Here is a 21,577-nt window from a genome sequence, read left to right as displayed (position 1 = left end):
AACTCAGAATTTCATTGTTTTTCAATGGATTACGGTTTGGTTCGACCCCGGCTTCGCCATCCTAGATTCCAGAGAAGGCTTATAAGATCTCTGGAACCCCCGAAAAACCTGCCTCCTGGCGGGTTTTTTCGTTTTTGTATTTTGCCAAGTCCAGCCCTGTCTACCGCCGATGAAGCGCACGAGGGGGAGAGCATGCTCAAACGGCAACCGGCGCAGCGAGGTTGCGGTATTCTCCCTTGAAATACAGCAGTGGCTGCGCAGCAGGGATGTCTTGCAGGTTCAACGCCTTCACTTCACCGATGACGATCAAGTGATCGCCTGCGGCGTGCTCGGCGTGAATTTCGCAATCCAGCCAGTGCAGGCTGCCGGCGATGATCGGATTACCCAGCGGGGACTCCTGCCATTGGACGGCGTGCCATTTGTCCGTGCCTCGCCGAGCGAACTGGTTGGAAATCCCGACCTGCTCACCCGAGAGGATATTGACGGCGAATCGACCGGCCTGGCGAATCCTGGGGTAGCTGGCTGAACTGGCCATGACGCTGAATGACACCAGCGGCGGGCTCATCGACACGCTGTAGAACGACTGGCAAGTGAAGCCGACCGGCTCTTCATCGATGTGCGATGTAATCACCGTGATACCGGAGGCGTAGTGCCCGAGCGCTTCGCGAAATCTCGATGGTTCTATCGCCGTGCTTGGACGTGACATGTTGGATCCTGGATATTGGGTGATTCAGCACTATTTCGCGAGTTCTCTGCGCACGATCTCCGCGCCGGCGCTCAAGGCATTCAGCTTGCCTCTTGCCACTCGACGAGGTAACGGCGCCATGCCGCAGTTGGTGCAAGGGTAGAGTTTGTCGGCATCGACGAACTGAAGTGCCTTGCGCAGGGTATTGGCAACCTCTTCGGGCGTTTCAATGGCGTGGTTGGCCACGTCGATGGCGCCTACCATGACTTTCTTGCCGCGGATGAGTTCGATCAGGTCCATGGGCACATGGGAGTTGTGGCACTCCAGCGAGACAATATCGATGCCGGACTTTTGCAGCTTGGGGAAGGCTTCTTCATATTGCCGCCATTCCGAGCCCAGGGTCTTTTTCCAGTCGGTATTGGCCTTGATGCCGTAGCCGTAGCAAATGTGCACGGCGGTTTCACACTTGAGGCCTTCGATGGCTCGCTCCAGGGTCGCGACTCCCCACTCGTTCACCTCGTCGAAGAAGACGTTGAAGGCGGGTTCGTCGAACTGGATGATGTCGACACCGGCCGCCTCGAGCTCCCGGGCTTCCTGGTTGAGGATGCCGGCGAATTCCCAGGCCAGTTTTTCGCGGCTTTTGTAGTGGGCGTCATACAGCGTGTCGATCATGGTCATGGGGCCGGGCAGTGCCCATTTGATGGGTTGCGAGGTCTGCTGGCGCAAAAACCTGGCATCTTCGACGAATACCGGCTTCTGGCGAGTGACCGCTCCGACCACCGTCGGCACGCTCGCATCGTAGCGATCACGGATCCTGACGGTTTCACGTTTCTCGAAATCCACGCCGTCCAGGTGTTCGATGAAGGTCGTGACGAAATGCTGGCGAGTCTGCTCGCCATCACTGACGATATCGATGCCGGCTTGCTGCTGCTCGTGCAGCGACAAACGCAACGCGTCCTGTTTGCCCTCGACCAGTTCCTCGCCTTGCAATTTCCAGGGAGACCAAAGTGTCTCGGGTTGTGCCAGCCAGGAGGGTTTCGGCAAGCTGCCAGCGGTAGAGGTGGGTAACAGTTTTTTCATGATGGAAGACCTTGTGCGGTAAATTATTCAAAGAGCCTGCGCAGCGGACCACTGTTCGAGCACAGCCTGGTAGGGCTTGATGAAGTGCTCTTCAGCAAATTTCCCCTGTTCAATCGCCAACCGGCTACGTTCTTCCCGGTCGTAAACAATTCGAGTCAATGAATAATCCTGGTGTTGCAGACTTGGCTGGTAGGATTTACCGGCCGCAGAGTTGGCGTTGTAGATTTCCGGGCGATAGATCTTCTGGAAAGTGTCCATTGTGCTGATGGTGCTGATCAGTTCAAGATTGGTGTAGTCAGCCAACAGGTCACCAGAGAAATAAAAGGCCAAGGGCGCAACGCTATTGGGCGGCATGAAATAGCGAACCTTCAAACCCATTTTCCTGAAGTAGTCATCCGTCAGCGAGTATTCATCCTGCTGGTATTCAATGCCCAATACCGGATGCTGGTTTTCAGTCCGATGGTAAGTCTTGCTGCTGGAAACACTCAGGCAGATGACCGGTAGCTTGTTGAAGTTTTCCTTGTAGACGCTTGAGCTCACGAAGCACTTGAACAGCTTCCCATGCAGATCACCGAAATCCTCTGGGGTGCTGAATTTTTCCTGGGCCTGGTTGTGCCCCAGCAGCAGTACGCTGAAGTCATAGTCGCGGACGTAGGAGGAAAAATTATTGCCAACGATGCCATCAATACGCTCGTTGGTTTTTTGGTCTACGACCGTCGTTTTCAATATCTCAATCAAGGGCAGGGCATTGCCACGACTTTCGCTGGAAATATTCATTTCGACCGAAATGATTTCCAGCTCGACGGTGTAGCGATTCCCTTTGGGATTGTCCCAGTGCGCCAGGGCATTGAAACGATTGTCAATCATTCTCAAGGTGTTGCGCAGATTCTCTTGGCGGCTGTTGCCTCTCGCCAAGTTGGCAAAGTTGGTGGTGATACGGGTATTGTCCGATGGCTGATAGTGTTCATCGAAACAAATGCGCTTGATGGAGAATGCAAATTCGTTACTCATCTGGCCTGGTATCCTAATCACGTAATGGCTTTCAGTGCGCGCCAACTTTCCAACGCTTGACTAATGTGTTTGTAACAACTGAACGGTGGTTCAGGGTGATGGCTGATGAATGGATTTCAAAAGATCTTTAGTCATGTTCATGTTGCGATGGCTGGGCTGGCGAAAAAATCAATGAGGGGATTGTCAGGATCTTTCTGTCATGAGACAAACTCATTTTTTTTGCATACAAATATAATTTTCCTCATGATCGATTTGAGACACCTGCGCACCATCCATGCCCTGCGCGAAACGGCCAGCCTGCACGAAGCCGCTGAGCGACTGCACCTGACGCAATCGGCGCTGTCGCACCAGTTCCGGGAATTGGAGGAGCGTATCGGCATGCCGCTGTTCGTGCGCAAGACCAAGCCGGTACGCTTCACCAGCGCCGGCCTCAAGTTGTTGCAACTGGCCGAGCAGGTGCTGCCGCTGATCCGCACGACGGAGCGTGACCTTGGGAAACTGGCAGGTGGGACGGCCGGACGGCTGCACATCGCGATCGAATGCCACAGCTGTTACCAATGGCTGATGCCGTCGGTGGACGAATTCCGTGGTGCCTGGCCGGAAGTTGAACTGGACCTGGCGTCGGGGTTCGCGTTCGCGCCACTGCCAGCGCTGGAGCGCGGCGACCTCGACCTGGTGGTGACCTCCGATCCGGTGAACCTGCCGGGCATCAGCTATGTGCCGCTTTTCGGTTACGAGGCACTCCTGGCGATCGATAATCACCATGCCCTGCGTGAGAAGCCGTATCTGGTACCCGGTGACATCGCCAGCCAGACCCTGATCACCTATCCGATCGAGCGAAACCGCCTGGATATCTTCACGCGTTTCCTCGATCCGGCCGATATCGAGCCGGCACAGGTGCGCACCTCGGAACTGACAATCATGATGATGCAGTTGGTGGCCAGCGGTCGCGGCGTATGTTGCCTGCCGAACTGGGCCGTGCATGAGTACAGCTCGCGTGGCTACGTGACCGCCAAGCGGCTGGGAGAGAAGGGGCTGCAGGCCAGGCTCTACGCGGCTATCCGCAGTGACATGCTCGAAGTGCCTTACGTGAGCGACTTCCTGCTCACCGCCAAGGATATTTCCTTTGCGACGTTGGAGGGTGTCAATGCGGTTTCAGCGGGTACCGCTTAGTGTACAAATGTACACAAAGTCATTGAAAATACGAATTGTTAGCAGTTAAAATCGCCGCGCATTTCAATACCCCTCTCGCTCTCTGCTTTCTGGAACCGTAATCGATGCGTCGCACGATCGTCTCGCTGTGTCTGCTCCACGCTGCTCCCTCGCTTGTCTGGGCCTCTGAAACACCTTCGGCCCCGGCTACCGTCCAGTTGCAAGCGTTGAACATCAACGCCGATGCCAGTGATTACGAACGTGCCGATGGTCCCGTGCAGGGCTACAAGGCCAACCGTTCGGCCAGTGCGACCCGTACCGACACCGCTCTGCACGAAACCCCCCAATCGGTCAGCGTGGTACCGAAGGATGTGCTGGAAGACACCGGCGCCACGCGTCTGCAGGATGCGCTCGACTATGCCGGCGGTGTCGGTCGGGCCAACAACTTTGGCGGGCAAGGGCTGACAACCTTCACCGTGCGCGGCTTCACCACGGGCGAGTTCTACCGCAATGGCTTCCCGATCAACCGCGGCTACCCCAACGCCCCGGACGCGAACACCGTCGAGCGCCTGGAAGTGCTGCGCGGCCCGGCCACCAGCCTGTACGGCCGCGGCGATCCCGGTGGTACCTTCAACGTGGTCAGCAAGCAGCCGCTGCCGGAGTCCAGGGTTACCCTGGGCAGCCAGTTCGATGACCAGGGCATGCACCGCGCGACGCTGGATGCGACCGGCCCGCTGAACCAGGACGGCAGCCTGGCATACCGCCTGAACGTATTGGGCGAGGGCGGCGAGAGTTTCCGTGACGATGTGCAGAGCGAGCGTTATGACGTGGCGCCGGTGGTCAGCTGGCAGGTCAACGACAGCACGAAGCTCGTCTTCGAGGGCGACTTCATGCGCAACAATCACCCGCTGGATCGCGGGCTGACCCGCTATACCACCCAGACCGGCAGCGCCTCGCGCGACACCAACGTCTGGGAGAAGGGCAGCGACAACCTGCTGCACAACGACAACAACATGGCCCAGGTGCGTTTCGAACATCTGCTGAACGACAACTGGACGCTCGGTGGCGGCTTCCAGTTCCTCGACGGTTCGCTCAAGGGCAATGCCGTTGAGGCGAATGGCGCGCCTGCCGATGGTCGTACTCTCCAGCGCAACTTCAACTATCGCAAGCTGGAGTGGACCGACCGCGACTGGCAACTGAACCTGACCGGTCATTTCGATACCGGGGCGTTCAGCCACACCTTGCTGACCGGCGTCGAGTACGAGAACTACGACTACAACTCGATCATTCAACGTTCTTCGGCGGCGGTCGGTACCTATCCGATCGACATCTACAACCCGGTACTGGGACAACCACGTCCGGCCCTGACCCGCACCACCACCTGGGACAAGGAAAACCTGCAGACCTGGGCGTTCTTCATCCAGGACCAGATCGCCCTGACCGAACGCCTCAAGGCGCTGGCCGGTTTGCGTTTCGAGCGCTTCGAGCATGACTACGACAACAAGCTCAACAACGCTGGCGATTTCACCAAGGCTGAAAACGGTGTCACCCCGCGTTTCGGGCTGATCTATGACCTGACCGATACACTCGCGGTCTATGCCAACACCGCGCGTTCGTTCAAGCCCAACAGCGGCACCCCGGCTGCCGGTGGCGGTTTCGATCCGGAGAAAGGCAAGTCTTACGAGCTGGGCCTGAAGTGGGAAGCCCTCGAGCGTCAGCTCAGCGTCGACGCGGCGATCTACCATATCGTCAAGGAAAACGTGCTGACGCAGGACCCGGTGAACACCAACTACAGCCTGGCCGCCGGCGAGGTCCGCAGCCGTGGCCTGGACATCAACGTCACCGGCAACATCACCCCCGAGTGGCGCATGATCGGTGGCTATGCCTACGTCGACGCCGAGGTGACCAAGGACAATCGCCTGCCGACCGGTACCCGCCTGGCCAACATCCCGCGCAACAGCTTCAGCCTGCTCAACACCTACGAGTTCCAGGACGGCTTCGCCAAGGGCCTGGGGCTGGGCATGGGCGTCAAATACGTGGACGATCGCCACGGCCAGACCGAGGCCGTCACCTACAACATGGACGAATACACCGTGGTCGACCTGCTGAGCTTCTACAAGGTCAACGAACACGTGCGCCTGAACCTGGACGTGAAGAACATCTTCAACAAGGGGTATGACGAGGGCGCCTTCAACACCTACGCCTATCCAGGGGCACCACGTACCGTTCAGGCCGGGGTGGCGTACACCTTCTAAGCTGGTTATCGAGCCGGGCGATCAGTGGCCGCACCGAAGGGCTGATCGTCCCGTGGATGGCACTGCGTTCGTGGATCGTGCGGGAGAAGGCCAGCAGTCAACACGATGTCGTAGCCCGCGCGTCAACGAAGGCTTATCCATTACCGCCGCTGAAAAACACCGAACCAATCACCGGTTTTCAGTCAACTGCGAAACCTGGGCAATGGGCGCTCGATGCTCAGCGAAGTGAGCGTCTTGCGCACCTGGGCATCCTCGGCTTCCAGCGCCTTGAGACTGGCGCGGATCTTGCCCGCCGCAGGCATGTCACCCTGGCGGTCGATCCATTCGGCAATCTCCTTGCAGGCACTGCTCAGGCAAGCCTGGCGCTGGTTCATCAGCGACAGCAGGTTGGTCAGCTCTCGTTCGGACATGATCGCTTCCTCCGTTCGACGTGATTAGTGTAGCAGTGGTCTGTGAAGGCGTCGTGCGCCTGGGGACGGGGCGCTGCATATTTGTGTCTATATTTGTACTGAAGGAAAGAAGCACTCCTTTACAGTCAACGACGGCAACAGGCACAGCTTTCATTTGCTGTTTCAGTGTAGGAAAAAGTGAAATTCTTTTCGCAATAGCCCGCGCCCAGCCAACTCCACACAATAGGCTCCAAGTCGTTCGGAAATGTCCTGCGAACAAAACCTGGAGTTCACTATGTCTTTCTTCGATTCGGTTTTTGATTTTGTTGGTAGCGCGGCTGGGGCGGTGGGCGACCTGGCGGTTGCGGCGGTTGGTACGGTAGGCGACCTGGCCAGTTCGGCCGTTGACACGGTGATGGAACACCCCGGCAAGACGGCCCTGGTCTGCCTTGGTACCATTGCCACCGGTGGCGCGGCGGCGGCCTTTGCCGGTCCGATTGCCGCCGTCGTCGGTTCGACGGGCCTGTTGGGGGCAACGGCTTCCGGTACGGCGATCAGCTCGCTGTCGGGCGTTGCATTGACCAACGCCTCGCTGGCGGCATTGGGCGGCGGTGCCATCGCTGCAGGCGGTGGTGGCATGGCGGCTGGCGCGACGGTCGTGGCGACGACGGGGGCCGCCGTGGGCGCGGCTGCAAGCGCGGGTGCAGCGGCAGGTGCCGCCAGTGCGGAGAAAAAAGGGAACGCGTAGATGGCTCGTATCACCAAGGCACAGAAGGCTGGCCTGGATTTTCTGGACCAGATCTTCTTCAACGAACTCGTCGTTCATCGGGGGATGAATGACGAGGAGCAACGACAGCTTGAGACGGTCATCAGGCGTGTAGCGCAGTTGGCCGAGGATCGCTACTCGGGCCGTGAGGCCGAGATCATCAAGCACCTGGCTTACTGCTTCCTGGAGGTCAACCTGACCAACTCCACGGATGAGTGGATGCAGGCTTTCCCGGTAAAGGCGCTACCCCCTGATCTTTCCAGGCAGACGGTGGAAGCGGTTGATCGCTTCAATGCCGACTTTCAGATGGCCTACCTGCTGGTCCTGGCGGAGAAGTCCCTGGGGCTCGAGGTGAGCTACGCCCTGCAAATTGCTGAAACCCTGAAGGGTGAGTTCGCTGGCTACTCGGCGCTGGTCAGGCGTGATCTGGCCAAGCGCTGCTTTGCCTGTGAGTTCAGTGATGTGTCGGTAGGGGCGTATTGCTGGTTGACGGCTGCCGGGGTGCTGCCAGTGACAAAAAACAGCCCGGATCGGATAAGTAGCGAATTCAGCGAGCCATTCATCGCTCGTCTTACCTTGCTGGCCGATTACGAGATGATCACCCATGGCCTGAAGCTGATGATCAGCAAGGATAACTCCACCTCGGTATTTCTTGGCCAGCCGGGGTTCGAGCTGAAGGAGGCGACCATTGATCGCCTGCTCGATATCCAGAGAGTCTTCAATGAATCAACGGCCAAGGCGAGCCTGCGCAGCATCCCCCTGATCAATCTTCGGGATTTGACGAGTACAGGGCAGGTGCAGCGATTTTTCGAGCAGTGGGGGAGTCGCAAGGCGAGACTGCGCACGCACACGGGAACATTGGCCAGTTGGTTGGGGATCCTCGGGGCCGGCATGGTCGAGGTTGAGCTTTCGCGTGCCTACCATGATGCTGCGCAGGAACGGTTCCGCAATGGGGCACAGTCCGTGGAAATCGCCGATCTGAAGGTCGCCGCGATCTTCAACGCTTGTGATAACCGGGACACCCTCACCGAACTCGTGAAGCAGAGGCTCCGGGGCTACGGTTTGCAGATCAACCCAGACACGCTGTACCGCAGTCACTCGATGATGAAAAAGAGCATCCTGCGACTGGTGGGCATGTACTGCACGATGACACGTGAGGCAGGGGTCGTCATGTCAGCCATCTACGATGACACCTTCTACAGCTCGACCTTCATCCATGCAGACAAGCTGCCTCGCTGAGCGCTGCTGCTCAGGGTAATGGCGGCCGACTACCACTTTCATTGACGTCCTTCTCCGCCGACTCCAGCCGATTGGCATCGGCATCACCCTCGTAGACCGTCCGTGAGTTGTCCTTGCGTTGCTGGTGGCGCGCAATGATCGCCGAGGGCGCGTTACGGGCCAGTGAGCGACGCAGTTCCAGCTCGGCCTGCAGGTTGTCGATTTCCTGCTGCAAGGTTTCGCGTTCGCTGTTGATGGCCTGAGTGGCAACCTCGTTGGCGGCCACATTGGGCTCCTTGTTGCCGGCCAGCAATGTGCGCTGCAGCAGCAGGGCTTTTTCCAGCACGCTCGTCACGGCGATTTCCGAGATCAGGCGCTGGGCCAGCAATTCCTGGTCGGGCTCGTCACGCAAGGCGCTGACAACACCGCGGGTGATGGGCATCGAGTTGCTGCCGGCGGCGGCCAGGTTCTCCGGCGTGGTGGGTTTGCTGGCGTCGATCAGTTCCTGCAGCGCCTGAAGCTTGGCCTCGTATTCTTCCTGAATCAGCGGCGTCAGGCCCACACCTGCGGTAGCGGTGCTCTTGGTGCAGCCCTCGCAGGTTTGCTGCTCGACCTCGCCCAGCGCCCGGTTGGCAAACTTGGCGGCCTCATCCGGTGATTTCCAGGTTTTGCACAGCAGGCCGCTGTTGCAATCCTTGGGGTCGATGCCGCTGTTGTCCTTTGGGGCGCGACCATTGAGCAGGTTGTAGCCGGCCTTGGCCACATCCTTGATCACCTGGATCGGTGCCTGCTGCTTGCCTCCGGATTTTTCCCCGCCCACCCAGGGCACGCCGGTGTTGCCATTGTCCGCCTCGGCCTGGGTGGTGACCGCGACGGCGTCCTGGTTCCCGGCCATGGCTTCCTTGAGTGCCTGGCCCTCGGCGAGCGCCCCCCAACTGCTCTGGTTGCCGGCGACCCTCAGCATGCGCTCGGCCATGTCGCGGCAATTGGCCTTGGAGCGATCGAAATCCAGCCGTGCCTGGAGAATGCCGTTGGTGAGCAGGTTGTAGAGGCCAGGGTCCGCCCGTTGGATGATCAATGCCGGCAGCGAGGCAACTGCGCCTGTCGCACTCTGGATCAGGTCACCCATGATGTTCTGGAAACCTTCGGTGAGGCCGTTGAGCTGGTTGTGTAGGGTGGTGTTCAAGTCCATGGTTCCGCACATCAGGTTGGTGTTCCAGCCCACGCCGACCTGGAGGCTCTGCATATTGCCGGCCCGGTCCATGTTCACGGCGCTGCCGCCGCCGATCTGGTACAGCACGTCGTCACCCGTGACACTGCCTGCACTACCGAAGTCGAGCGGCGCGGCGAGCAGTGGCAGGTTTGCCAGTGCCATGATCAGTAGCAGCCAACGGCTGGGGTGGGAATTCGATGACATCCGGGTCATGGCAAGGGCTCCGTTATGAGTAGGACGGTATCGCGGTGTCATTGACCGCCGGTGCTGCCAAGGAAGGTTTGTCCTTCCTGCTTGCAACAGCTGTAGGGGCGCCAGAGTGACCAGGCATAGGCTCCATCGGCGGCCTGCTGGTGAGGGCCCGGGTCGGGAAACACCGAGCAGGATGCGCTGGGTGCGGGTGCCAGTTGCTGCCACTTGCCCGTCATCGAGTCGGACTCACGCAACTCGCCGGCCGGCCAGTAACCCGGCCTGGTGGGCGCCAGCAGCGGCTGGTAGACATGCACCTGGCCAAGGCGAGTGACGATATCGCCAGCGCGCTGGGCCATTACCGCTGAGGCCTTGTAGTCGTCGGGTTGGTGGAGGAAACCGCTACGCGGGTAGACACTTCCCCACAGGTTCATCGATAGCCGGCTGCCGACTTCGCGCAGGCCTGGGGTCAGGGATTGGGGGAACACGCTTTCCGGAATGCCATGGCGCCAGCCAATGGGGTCCAGGGTGCTGAGCAGGTTGGGTACGTAGGGCGTGCCCGCGCCCTGGCAGGTGTAGCCCGAGCCGCTGGCAAAGGTATTGAAGGCCGCGATACCGGGATGGCCGATCACATCGACGTTCTTGAACACCGTGAGGCTGTTTTCGCTCGTACTGTTGGTGGTACCGCTTCCACCGCCTTGTGCGCCAGAGGTCGGGGCGCTCAGGGGGCGGACTTCCAGCCAGGGGTTCTGGCCCGTCGTGGAGTAGCTGGACACCACTGCATCCGGCACGTAGTGCCGAACCTTGGCGGAGGTTTTGACATTGCAGCCGAAGTTGGTGCAGCGCAACCAGTAGCAGACGCCCACCACCTGATACTGCAGGCAATCGGGGGAGGACACCGTGGGGACGATGGTTGCCGTGTCCAGGGCCAGACCCTGGAGCGAATAGGGCAGGGCCAGCAGGGCAGGCAGCCAGGGCCTGGCATTTCGACGCGGGAGTAGACGACTCATGAGGAAAACCCGAGGTTGAGATAACGGGATCGTCTGAAAAACCTGGCTCGGGGGCATTCGGAAAACAGGATTGCGGCTGGATGTTTTGTCCTGGAAAAGCGCTGGGGCTCGCACTGCGAGTCTCTCACAGGTATTTCTTGAAGCTCCCGACCGTGATGCTTACCACCAGGCCCAGGACCACTGCGCCGGGCAGCAGGACCAGCAGTGGGTTCACGGTGATGGGCAGCGCGGGGTAAATGATCCATGGCGCAACCCACAACGGCATGAGCAGCCTCTTGGCCCGGTGGTAGATGAACCCGGACTCGCGCCCGGCACCGAAGCGCCGCAGATCCCTGCGGACGAGGCCGTCCACCGCGCCGCTCAGGACTGCCGCCAGCACCATCGGAAGCGTCAGGGCCAGGATCATGATGCGCGCCAGCAGGGTCAACACGGCGTACACGGCCGCCAGGCCATAGTCCTCGATATGCATATGGGCCTGCCCCAGGTAGTACTGCAACCCAGTGCCTTGTGGGCGGTGCAGGCGAGCATGTTCGGCGGATCGGTTGATCCAGTGGATCAGCCCGGTTTTCTCGAAGCACCAATCGTAGGCCTGCATGATGATCTGGCGCGCGGTTTGTTCCGTTTCCTCCAGCAGCAGGCTGTCTGCGAGTGCACTCGCAATCCACGCCAACTCGCCGTTGAGCATGTCCCGGGAGTGACGCCAGCCTTCATCCGGCCAGAAAAAGTACAAGCCGACCCACTCGCTGACGATGCTGAAGAACAGTGCGACCATGAGGATGCCGAGAAGGGTGAAGGGCAGGGCCAATACTCTGCTGAACAGGCCCTTTTCTCGATAGGCCTGCTGGTTCTTTACTGTTTCGGTCGTGTTGGCCATGGCCGCTCCTGCTCGATGGGGGCTGAGCACGAGCGGCTGAAACACACGTCGGCAGTGGGACGTGCAGGGACGAATGCACGGGCGCGCTCACCCAGTGACGGGCATACGCTGGCACATCTGTCGGTCTGTCAGCTCCGGGTAAACCGGATCAGGGCCTGGGGGTTTTACAGGCCGGCGCAACGGGAGGCTTGGAGGACTGTTATTCGGCGAAGCAGAACTCGGTTTGCGGCGTGGCGATTGCCGGACTCCTGGTCCTGGGTTGGGAGCGGCGCGGCGGCACGGGCGGTTCTTCGACGACGGGGATCTGCAGCTTCTGGAGTACCCCCGACTTTGCCAGGTCGGCCGCCTCCTGTTCTATGCGGCTCACCAACCCGCCGATGGGTTCGCCGGTCTGAGCCCCTAGCGTGATGGCCATCAACGTCAGCGGGCTCACGTTCAGTGGAACACTCAATGCACTGATCATTTCCAGGGTCGGGCAGCATTGACCGCGTTCCAACTTCGAGATGTACGTTCTGCTGCTGACCTCGGCGAGTTTCTTCTGCGAGAGCCCACGAGTGGCGCGCATGGCTTTGAGCACCGCGGCAAAGGTTGTTTTGAGCGACATAAAACGTTCCGTCAGAGGGGGCATTTCTGTGCCAATCAGGTGGTTCGTAGAGTAGGAAACGATGATCTGGAGCAGTGGAGGCTACCACAGCATTGGGCGTTTTCGCCTCAGTTCCTGGCGTCAAGTCAACGGGTTGGTGTGCTGTTCCCGAGCAAACCACCACAGCGCCCCCAGCCCCAGCAACGTAGTCAGCGCCGCCAGGATCAGAATCACCCCTTGCGCACCGAGAGGCGCGGCCAGCGCCGCCACCAGCAAGCCGGCCAGCGGTTGCGACAGATTGTTGAGCAGGGTGATCACGCCCACCGTCTTGCCGAAGTCCCTGGGCGGAATCACGCGCTGGCGGATGCTGCGCATGTAGACATTGAACATCTTGTCGAAGCCGACGATCAGCAGGAAGCCCAGCACATAGCCGGCCAGGTTCGGGCTCAGCGCACTGATGAAGGCACCGGCGGCGATCATCGAATAGCCGACGCCACCCAATATCCGCAGGGGCAATGCCACCCGCGCCAGGAAGAACAGGATCACGATGGTGGTCACCGCACCCGCCGCCTGCACCCCGGCGTAGCTGTCCTTGCCGGCGCCGTACTGGCCGATCACCAGGGTCGCCGAGGTGGCCAGGGTGACACCGACGATCAGGTTGACGCCAGCGGCGAGGGTGATGATCTTTCTCAGCTCCGCCAGTTCACCGATGTGCCTGAAGGCGATGCGCAGGGGCTGCAGCCAGATGTCCTGGTGCTGCTCGAACACTTCCAGGGTGATCCGGCTGAGGCGTTGCCACGCCAGCATGCCCAGGTCGGCCAGCAGGAACAGCCCGGCAACCCACAGCAGCACCCAGTGCCAGGCCGAAACCTCCAGCAGCAGCGCCGCCACCAGCGGCCCGAGAACCAGCCCGGTCTGGTCGGCGATCTGCGAGTAGGACAGGGTCCTGGTGTAGCTGTAGTGCTGGAAGATATGCGGCATCACCACCTCGCGGGCCATGATGCCCTGGGTGGTCAGCACCCCGCACAGGGCTGACAGCACCACCAGCCAGGCGATACCGCCGAAGACCGCATGGAGCCCCACCGCCAGCACGCAGAGTACGGCCCGGTAGACCTGGCTGATGTGCAGGATCCTGATGGGCGAGAACTTGTCGCACAGCGCCCCGCACACCGGAAACGCGAGAAACCGTGGCAGCGATTCAACGAAAAACGCCAGGCCCGCCCACGCGGCGCTCTGGGTGGTCTGAAACACCACCAGCGGCACGATGAACAGCAGGATCTGATCCGCCAGCCGCGACAGGAACAGTGAGATGAAAAAAGCCAGGTAATCCTTGCGCATGCTGAACTCCGTTGGAGGGGGGCCTTTATCTCATGTTGCTCGCCCATCCGGTGCACCGAATAACGTCAAGATCGATCGAAAGTTGTCGATCAGGCCGGGATTGACGCGAAAATTGTCCAACAATTTTTATATCTTTTAGATAGTTACTGCTTATTTTTTATTCCTTCCAACTGTTGTAACAGTTCAGGCACAGTCCCGTACCAGGAAACCGAGCGGCATTGGCCCAGGCGATTGACGCTCGTGATTGGTGATTACACGGAGCTTGGCATGAGCGTGACTCAGAACCTGCAGTTCGGTCTGATTGGTCAGATGTTCAAAAGTGATTATGGCTGGCTGTGCACGCGCGTGAGCAGGGCAATGGGATGTCCCCATGGTGCCCAGGACATTGCCTCGGAAACCTTCCTGCGGGTACTCGCGCTACCGGATCCCTCGTCCATTCGCGAACCGAGGGCTCTGTTGACGACCATCGCCCGGCGCCTGATGTACGAGGGTTGGCGACGCCAGGACCTGGAGCGTGCCTACCTGGAAACACTGGCGCAGGCTCCGCTCAGTGTCCATCCTTCGCCGGAGGAACGCCTGCTGCTGCTTGAAACGCTGGCCGAGGTCGACCGTCTGCTCGACGGCCTGTCATCCAAGGCCAAGGCGGCGTTTCTCTATCATCAGCTCGACGGGCTGACCTACATGCAGATCGGCGAGCGGTTGCAGGTTTCCGTCAGCCGTGTACAGCAGTACATGGCCGATGCGTTCAAGCGCTGTTATCTGGCGATGGTCCAGGCATGAATGGCGCGGCATCCGATGAGGTGATCATCGACGAGGCGGCGCAGTGGATGGCGCTGCTGCAATCCGGCCACGCCAGCCCGGAGGAACAGCAGGCCTTTCATCAGTGGCGCAATGCCGACCCACGGCGCCGCGAGATTTTCCGGGCGATGGGAGTGGGCCTCGGCGTCCTGGACAATGACCGGTTGCGGCATATGCCCAGGGACAGTCTCCTGCACACGCTCAATGCGCCTTCCGGGCGCCGGCGTTTCCTGCGCAATGCATTGTCATGGGTGGGCGTGGCTGCCAGCGCGGCGATCGTGGCCAGGCTGGGCAATGACTGGCTGCAACCCGGCCTGCTCAGTACCGGCACCGGCGAGCGGCTGAAGCTGACTCTGGTCGACGGCAGCGCCCTCGTACTCGATGCCCGTAGCAGGCTGGTGGAGCGTTTCGACCCGCAGCAACGGCTGTTGCAACTGCTCGATGGCAAGGTCTGGGTGGACGTCGCCAAGGACGCCGGGCGGCCTTTTATCATCGAAACCGCCGAGGGCCGGATGCGCGCATTGGGCACGCGCTTCGTGGTCGAGCAGGGCGAGGGGCAGACCCGCATCTCGATGCTGCATTCGCAGGTTGAGATTCGCACGCGCAGTGGCGCCGTGCAGATCATTCGCGCGGGTGAGCAGGCGTTGTTCGACGCCGACCGGATGCTTGCCGTGCAGCCCACCAGCGGCGCCGAGTCGGCCTGGACCGAAGGTCTGCTGGAGGTACGTGACCAGCCGCTGGGCAGCCTGGTCGAGTCGTTGCGCAGCTATCGGCGCGGCATCATTCGCCTCAGCCCGGCAGCCGAGTCCCTGCGCCTGAGCGGAATCTTCCCGCTGGACGACACCGATCGGGCCTTGCAATTGCTGGCGGCCTCGCTGCCGGTTCAGATCGATTATCACAGCCCCTACTGGGTCAACATCGACGTCCGCTGACCTGCGCCTGCATTCAAGGGGTACCTGCGAAAAAAATCGCCTCGGGCTCTATAAATTTCGCGGGCTTGTTGCACAACCGTATTGATACCCGCCTGCCAGGGCCTTTTGCTGCGGGCGGCGGGCTTCCATGGGCGGTTATAAGCCCATGCCTTATTGGCCTAATGCTGGCCTGTAAAAACCACCCGTTAGTTGCTCAATCCCATCAACTGACAACCATGATGGGAAACTTCGCAATGCCACTCAAACGTTCCTGTCGTCCATCGCTGGCGACACTCTCACTGGCCATTGGCGTGAGCAGCCTCGGGGTTGGCGCGCTGGTGCAGGCGCAGCCGGTCGCTTTGCCGGCGCCGACGGTGGCGGTCGCCAACCGCCTGGCGTTCGATATCGGGCAAGGTCCGCTGGACCAGGTACTGCTCAGCATTTCCCGGGCGAGCGGTACGATCATTTCGTTTCAGCAGAGCCTGGTCCAGGGGCTTGTCGGCGGCCCCATTCACGGCGAACTGACGACGAGTGAGGCACTGATCCAGGCGCTGCGCGGATCGGGGCTGGAAGCACTGCCCAATGCCGGCGGCGGCTGGGTCGTGCGCCGGGGTGCGGAGGCTCCCGCGGCGGCCAAACCGGCAGTGAAGCCGCAGGTGACCGCAGCGAAGTTGCCCGGCGATGTCACTCTGGAGAAAGTCACCGTCACCGGTTCGCGTATTCCTCGGGCACAGGTCGAGGGTCCGTCGCCGGTGAACGTGATCACCAGCCAGGAGATCGCGGCCCGTGGCTACCGGAACGTCTACGATGCCATCGCCTCGCAGACCCAGAACACCGGCATGACCCAGGGCGAGGACTACGGCAATACCTTCCAGCCGGCGGCCAGTGCCCTCAACCTGCGGGGCCTGGGGCCCAACCACACGCTGGTGCTGATCAATGGCCGGCGGGTGGCCGACTACCCGACGGCCTACGACGGCAGCGTCAACTTCACCAACCTGGCGAACATTCCGTCGATGATGATCGACCGGATCGAAATCCTCAGCAGTGGTGCCTCGGCGATTTATGGTTCGGATGCCATCGCCGGGGTGGTGAACATCATCCTCAAGGACAAGACCCAGGGCGTCGATGTCAACCTGCGCGGCGGCTACACCGAGCGTGGCGGCGGCGACAACCAGCGGCTGCAGATCACTGGCGGCGACAGCTGGGGTGACTTCGACGGTATCTTCGGCCTGGAACTGACCAACCGCCAGCCGATCTGGGCCAATCAGCGCGGCTTCATGGAAGATGGCACCGCGGTGAATGTCGGCTATCGGCGCAACCTCGACAGTGGCCAGTACCTGGGCCCCGGCTGTGGTGCCTATGGCGGCATCTACAACGGCAAGCTGGGCGGCAGCGGCAATCGCTGTACCACCAACCAGTACTACAACGACTATTGGACCTTGCAGGCGCAAAAGGAAAATTACGACGGCTACACTCGCGGCACCTGGCATTTCAGCGACACCGGCAAGGTGTTTGCCGACCTGATGTTAGGCTTCGATCACACCCAGAACAACACCCGTGGCCCGAGCTTCACCTCGCCGGACTTCATCAACCAGAACAGCGGTAACCTGGAGCGCTGGTACCGCAGTTTCGCCAGCGAGGAAATCGGCGGCAAGACCAGCAACAACAGCAAATGGCGCGAGGTGTCCTGGACCGGGACCCTCGGGCTGGAAGACAAGTTCGCCAACAGTGACTGGGGTTACCAGCTGTCGGCCAACCGCTCCGAGTACACCAGCACCCGGACCACGCGCTACACGCCATTGAGCAGCATTCGGGATTTTTTCCTCGGCCCGCAACTGGGCACCCAGAATGGTTACCCGGTGTATGCGCCGGATGAGTCGAAGCTGGACCGGCCGTTGACCGAAGACGAGTGGCGGCAGTTTCGCGGCAACCTGACCCAGCGCAGTCAATCGGTTTCGCAAACCCTGAGTGCCGGTGTCAACGGCGACCTGTTCGAGTTGCCAGCGGGCCCGATCGGTTTCGCCGGGATCGCCGAGGCGGGTCGCCAGTCGTATCACATCGATGTCGACGACCAGCTCAACGACGGCAGCTTCTACAACACCACGCCCGCCTCGAACTCGGGTGGCTCCCGCGACCGCTATGCGCTGGGCGGCGAGTTCAGCATTCCGGTCACCGATACGCTGCTGGCCTCGGTGGCGGGGCGTTGGGACCAGTATCGGTTCAGTGGTCGCAGCGAGCAGCAGAACACCTACAACCTGGGCTTGGAGTGGCGCCCGGTCAGCAGCCTGCTGTTGCGTGGCAGCTACGGCACCAGCTTTCGTGCCCCCGACCTCAATTACCTGTACCAGGCCGATACCAACGGCTATGACCCGGCCCAGATCGACTACTACGGCTGCAGCAAGGGCGTCAGTGGCGCCTGTGATCGCGGGCGTGTCGACTACACCCAGAGCGGCACGCCAGACCTGAAATCCGAGCGGGGCAAGTCCTGGACCTATGGCTTCGTCTGGTCGCCGTCCCATCAGTTCGATTTTTCCGCCGATTTCTGGCGTGTCGAGATCAGCGACCTGCTGACTACCGTCGACATCAATCGCCTGCTGCAACAGGAAAACCAGTGCCGTAGCGGCCAGCTCGATGCCGCCACCTGCCAGGCGGTGCTGGCGCGTATTCAACGCAATGCCAGTACCGCGGCGGTCGATCCGGACAAGCTGCAGCGGGTGCAGATCAACGCGATCAACGCCGCCAGCGAGCGGGTCAGTGGCCTGGACCTCAAGAGCAATATCCGCTGGGGCGCCGGGCGCTACGGCGCATTCAGCTCGCAGATCGGCTACAGCGCGGTGCTGTCGCACTACTACAAGGAATCCGACGAGTCCCAGACGCAGAACCTGCGCAGCAGCAACAGCAACTATGACTGGCGCAGCAAGGTCAACGCGAGCATCACCTGGGACTACCAGCGATTGAGCACGACCTTGGCGGGGATTCGTTATGGCAGCGTCACCAATGCCGCGGGTGATGGCCGGCTCTCGCCCTGGACCACCTTCAACGCCAGCGCCCGCTACAAGGTCAACGACCGGGCCAGTGTCGGCCTGACAGTCAATAACCTGCTCAACCAGGTCAAGAAGGATGACTCTGCCGGCTGGCCCTATTACCCGACGGGTAACTACGACCCGTACGGTCGGCAGGTCTGGCTGGATGTGAGCTATCACTTCGGTGGGTGAGCCGGGCGCCGTGCGCCGGGGCGACAACCCGCGCCGCAGGGCCGAATAAGCTCATGCGTTAACGTTCTAACCGCGCTCTATAAAAATCCCTGTGCTGGCGCACAACCCTGCATCAACCGCCAACCAGGACAGGGAGCCCACCAGCCGATGCGAGCATCCAGAACATTACCCGCCCACTTTGCACTGACGCTTGCCGCCAGTTTCGTCACCGCCGCCCACGCCGGCAGCGTTGAGTTGCCGACAAGCACGCCGGACCAGGCCACCCAGAGTACCGCCGCCAGCGGATCGAATGCAGCGGCACCGGCTGGCGTGGAAAGCCCTTCGATCGTGCCGCAGTTGCAGCGCATCGAGGTGACCGGCACCGCCATCCGCCGGGTCGACGCCGAAACCGCCGTGCCGGTGACGATCCTGCGCACCGAGGAGTTGAAGAAACAGGGCGTTACCTCCACCGAACAGTTGGTCAATCGCATTGCGGCAAACCAGTCCTCCGTCGGCGCCGGTCGCTCGGTGGGCTCGTCCAGCGGCGGCGCCTCCTTCGCCGACCTGCGTGGCATCGGCCAGAACAAGACGCTGGTGTTGCTCAACGGTCGTCGCCTGAGCAACAACGCCACCAGTTCGAGCAACGGCTCGGGCGTGGACCTGAACACCATTCCGTTTGCCGCGATCGACCGGGTCGAGGTGCTGCGCGACGGTGCCTCCGCGTTGTATGGCACGGACGCCATTGGTGGGGTGATCAACTTCATCACCAAAAAGAGCGTCACCGACGGCCAGTTGAGCGTCGGCGGCAGTACCCCGACCCATGCCGGTGGCGGAGAAACCGGCAACTTCAGCGGCAGTTGGGGTTTTGGCGATCTGGAGGAGGACCGATTCAACGTCTTCGGCGTGATCAGCCATGACAAGCAACAGAGCCTGCAGGCCAAGGATCGTGGCTATACCTACAACTACCAGCCGGGCAGGGGGCTGGATTATTCCTCCGGCACCGTTTCTCCCGCCAACTGGAGCCAGGGCAGCAATGCCACCAACCCGCTTGCGGCGTCGGGGTGTAACGCGCCGGGCCTGATCCTGCGCAACGGCATCTGCCGCCAGTCGGTGTGGAGTTACCTGGACCTGGTGCCGGAAACCGAGAAAACCTCGTTCTTCGGCAAGGCCACCGGCAAGCTGGCGGACGACCACAACGCCAGTTTCGAATACTTCTGGGCGCGCAACCTGAATCGTACCCAGATCGGTCCGGGCTTGCTGACCGGCCTGCAGGTCAATCCCGGCACGGCCTACTATCCGGGCAACGGCATCACCCCGGGGCCGACCAATTTTGTCCTCGATCCGACCCAGCCGGTTGACGTGAACTGGCGGGAAAGTGAAGTCGGTCCGCGCAGGCATGAGGACGACAACGTCAACCAGCGGCTGTTGTTGACCTTCGACGGCACGGTGGCCGGCTGGGACTACAACATCGGTGCCGCCTACAACCAGAGCAAGGTGACCAACACCATCCTCGGTGGCTACGTCGATGATCGTGCGGTGGCGAGCGGTATCGCCAACGGCATCATCAACCCGTTCGGCGCGCAGAGTGCGGCCGGTGCCGCCTATCTGGCGGCCAACGCCGTCGATGGCGACTATGGAGTGGCTGTCGGTCGGGTCAAGAGTCTCGATGGGCGCGTCAGCCGCGACATCGGTGATTGGTTCGGTGCCGGCCCGGCGTCGCTGGCCCTGGGTGGTGAATACCGCAAGGAGGATTTCCACCAGGATTTCCCGGCGTGGACCGCCAATGTGCAGAGCCTGGGCATCGATCCGTCCGGCGCCGTGTCCGGGGATCGTTCGGTACAGGCCGAATACGCCGAGGTCAATGTGCCGGTACTCGACAGCCTCGAATTGTCTGCCGCGGTCCGTCACGACAAGTACAGTGATTTCGGCAGCACCACCAACCCGAAGTATTCGTTCCGCTTCCAGCCGTTCCGCGAACTGGTGGTCAGGGGTGCCTACAGCGAAGGGTTCCGCGCGCCGTCGCTGTATGAACTGTACAACCCGGTCGCGACAGGTTTTACCGTGGCCAACTACAACGACCCGCGCCTGTGTGCCGGTGGCACACCCGGCAGCGGCGGGATCGCCAACCGCGACTGCGCCCAGCAGTTTTTCAACCAGACCGGTGGCAACTCGGACCTGAAGCCGGAAACCGCCCGCAACGTCACCCTCGGGTTTGTCTATCAGCCGGTCAACAACCTGTCCCTTGGCCTGGATTTCTGGTGGATCAAGATCGCCAACCAGATCTCCGAATTCCCGGAAAGCGCGGTGTTCGACCAACCGGATCTCTACCCCGACCGGATCGTGCGCAAACCCGATGGCTCGATCGACCACATCGTCACCGGGTTGGCCAACCTCGGCGAGGTCAAGACCAGCGGCGTGGATGTCAGCTTCGACTATCGCTTCCCCGAGACCGCGCTGGGCCAGTTCGGGACGAACCTGCAAGGCACCTACGTCACGCGCTACGACTATCAGCAGGAACTGGGTGGCGAATACATCGACAAGCTCGGTGACTATCGTGGCGGCACTTTCTCGTCAGCCGGGGCCGTCATTCGCTGGCGCCACAGCCTCAATGGCACCTGGTCCAAGGGCCCCTTGAGCGCGACGCTGACCAACCGCTATGCCAGCGGCTACAACGACGATGATCGCGCGACCCATGACCGGGTCGGCTCCTGGAACGTCTGGGACCTGGCCGGCACCTACACCTGGCGCGACAAGGCGCAGGTTACCCTCGGCGTGCAGAACCTGTTCGACCGCCAGCCACCATTCAGCAACCAGACCTCGACCTTCCAGAGCGGTTACGACCCGCGGGTTTCGGACCCGTTCGGACGCACCTTGTACACCCGTCTTTCCTACAACTTCTGATGACCTGCTG

The 21,577-nt window shown here is 61.0% G+C and carries 17 protein-coding genes; 8 read left to right on the top strand and 9 right to left on the bottom strand.

The features are described from left to right. Positions 1–196 precede the first annotated feature (196 nt). From AC6I6U_RS21495 to AC6I6U_RS21485, 3 genes are read right to left on the bottom strand one after another with little or no spacing between them, the layout of a single operon-like run. The gene (locus AC6I6U_RS21495) at positions 197–706 is read right to left on the bottom strand and encodes a flavin reductase family protein (protein ID WP_497878038.1); all 510 of its coding nucleotides are present in this window, start codon (positions 704–706) and stop codon (positions 197–199) included. A 30-nt stretch (positions 707–736) separates the two neighbouring features. Next, on the bottom strand, positions 737–1,765 hold the full coding sequence (locus AC6I6U_RS21490; protein ID WP_497878037.1) for a methionine synthase: 1,029 nt from the start codon (positions 1,763–1,765) through the stop codon (positions 737–739). 27 nt (positions 1,766–1,792) lie between these two features. Next, positions 1,793–2,776, bottom strand: coding sequence for a DUF1852 domain-containing protein (locus AC6I6U_RS21485; RefSeq protein WP_497878036.1), 984 nt, complete (start codon positions 2,774–2,776; stop codon positions 1,793–1,795). A 243-nt stretch (positions 2,777–3,019) separates the two neighbouring features. On the opposite strand from AC6I6U_RS21485, the gene AC6I6U_RS21480 reads away from it, so the two are divergent. Both AC6I6U_RS21480 and AC6I6U_RS21475 read left to right on the top strand, forming a co-directional pair. Then, the gene (locus AC6I6U_RS21480) at positions 3,020–3,949 is read left to right on the top strand and encodes a LysR family transcriptional regulator (protein ID WP_497878035.1); all 930 of its coding nucleotides are present in this window, start codon (positions 3,020–3,022) and stop codon (positions 3,947–3,949) included. 104 nt (positions 3,950–4,053) lie between these two features. Next, complete coding sequence (locus tag AC6I6U_RS21475) at positions 4,054–6,183, top strand: TonB-dependent siderophore receptor (protein ID WP_497878034.1); 2,130 nt, start codon at positions 4,054–4,056, stop codon at positions 6,181–6,183. A gap of 182 nt (positions 6,184–6,365) precedes the next feature. On the opposite strand, the gene AC6I6U_RS21470 is transcribed toward AC6I6U_RS21475, so the two are convergent. Beyond that, positions 6,366–6,593: a hypothetical protein gene (locus AC6I6U_RS21470; protein ID WP_497878033.1), complete on the bottom strand. Its 228-nt coding sequence runs from the start codon at positions 6,591–6,593 to the stop codon at positions 6,366–6,368. A 274-nt stretch (positions 6,594–6,867) separates the two neighbouring features. Here AC6I6U_RS21470 and AC6I6U_RS21465 point away from each other — a divergent pair, with 274 nt between their 5' ends. Together AC6I6U_RS21465 and AC6I6U_RS21460 are read left to right on the top strand one after the other, a co-directional pair. Further along, positions 6,868–7,320, top strand: coding sequence for a hypothetical protein (locus AC6I6U_RS21465; RefSeq protein WP_497878032.1), 453 nt, complete (start codon positions 6,868–6,870; stop codon positions 7,318–7,320). Continuing rightward, positions 7,321–8,577, top strand: a complete 1,257-nt coding sequence (locus AC6I6U_RS21460) for a hypothetical protein (RefSeq protein WP_497878031.1) — start codon at positions 7,321–7,323, stop codon at positions 8,575–8,577. Positions 8,578–8,587: 10 nt separating this feature from the next. Here the strand turns inward: AC6I6U_RS21460 and AC6I6U_RS21455 are convergent, their stop codons facing one another. The 5 genes from AC6I6U_RS21455 to AC6I6U_RS21435 all read right to left on the bottom strand — a co-directional run bounded on the left by AC6I6U_RS21455 (position 8,588) and on the right by AC6I6U_RS21435 (position 13,763). Beyond that, complete coding sequence (locus AC6I6U_RS21455) at positions 8,588–9,982, bottom strand: integrating conjugative element protein (RefSeq protein WP_497878030.1); 1,395 nt, start codon at positions 9,980–9,982, stop codon at positions 8,588–8,590. 38 nt (positions 9,983–10,020) lie between these two features. Next, complete coding sequence (locus AC6I6U_RS21450) at positions 10,021–10,968, bottom strand: TIGR03756 family integrating conjugative element protein (RefSeq protein WP_497878029.1); 948 nt, start codon at positions 10,966–10,968, stop codon at positions 10,021–10,023. A gap of 124 nt (positions 10,969–11,092) precedes the next feature. After that, on the bottom strand, positions 11,093–11,842 hold the full coding sequence (locus tag AC6I6U_RS21445) for a TIGR03747 family integrating conjugative element membrane protein (protein WP_497878028.1): 750 nt from the start codon (positions 11,840–11,842) through the stop codon (positions 11,093–11,095). Positions 11,843–12,041: 199 nt separating this feature from the next. Then, positions 12,042–12,446, bottom strand: coding sequence for a helix-turn-helix domain-containing protein (locus tag AC6I6U_RS21440; protein WP_497878027.1), 405 nt, complete (start codon positions 12,444–12,446; stop codon positions 12,042–12,044). 120 nt (positions 12,447–12,566) lie between these two features. Continuing rightward, positions 12,567–13,763, bottom strand: a complete 1,197-nt coding sequence (locus AC6I6U_RS21435) for an MFS transporter (RefSeq protein ID WP_497878026.1) — start codon at positions 13,761–13,763, stop codon at positions 12,567–12,569. Between the two features lie 267 nt (positions 13,764–14,030). Between AC6I6U_RS21435 and AC6I6U_RS21430 the strand changes: the two genes are divergently transcribed. From AC6I6U_RS21430 to AC6I6U_RS21415, 4 genes are all read left to right on the top strand, one after another. After that, on the top strand, positions 14,031–14,543 hold the full coding sequence (locus tag AC6I6U_RS21430) for a sigma-70 family RNA polymerase sigma factor (protein ID WP_497878025.1): 513 nt from the start codon (positions 14,031–14,033) through the stop codon (positions 14,541–14,543). Then, positions 14,540–15,493: a FecR domain-containing protein gene (locus AC6I6U_RS21425; RefSeq protein WP_497878024.1), complete on the top strand. Its 954-nt coding sequence runs from the start codon at positions 14,540–14,542 to the stop codon at positions 15,491–15,493. The genes AC6I6U_RS21430 and AC6I6U_RS21425 overlap by 4 nt, the downstream gene beginning before the upstream one ends. Before the next feature lie 233 nt (positions 15,494–15,726). Then, positions 15,727–18,687, top strand: a complete 2,961-nt coding sequence (locus AC6I6U_RS21420; RefSeq protein ID WP_497878023.1) for a TonB-dependent receptor domain-containing protein — start codon at positions 15,727–15,729, stop codon at positions 18,685–18,687. Between the two features lie 147 nt (positions 18,688–18,834). Beyond that, complete coding sequence (locus tag AC6I6U_RS21415) at positions 18,835–21,567, top strand: TonB-dependent receptor (protein WP_497878022.1); 2,733 nt, start codon at positions 18,835–18,837, stop codon at positions 21,565–21,567. Positions 21,568–21,577 lie beyond the last annotated feature (10 nt).

It is taken from the genome of Pseudomonas sp. UTLPPB19802, from assembly GCF_059730225.1.
This window is presented reverse-complemented; position numbering and strand designations above follow the sequence as displayed.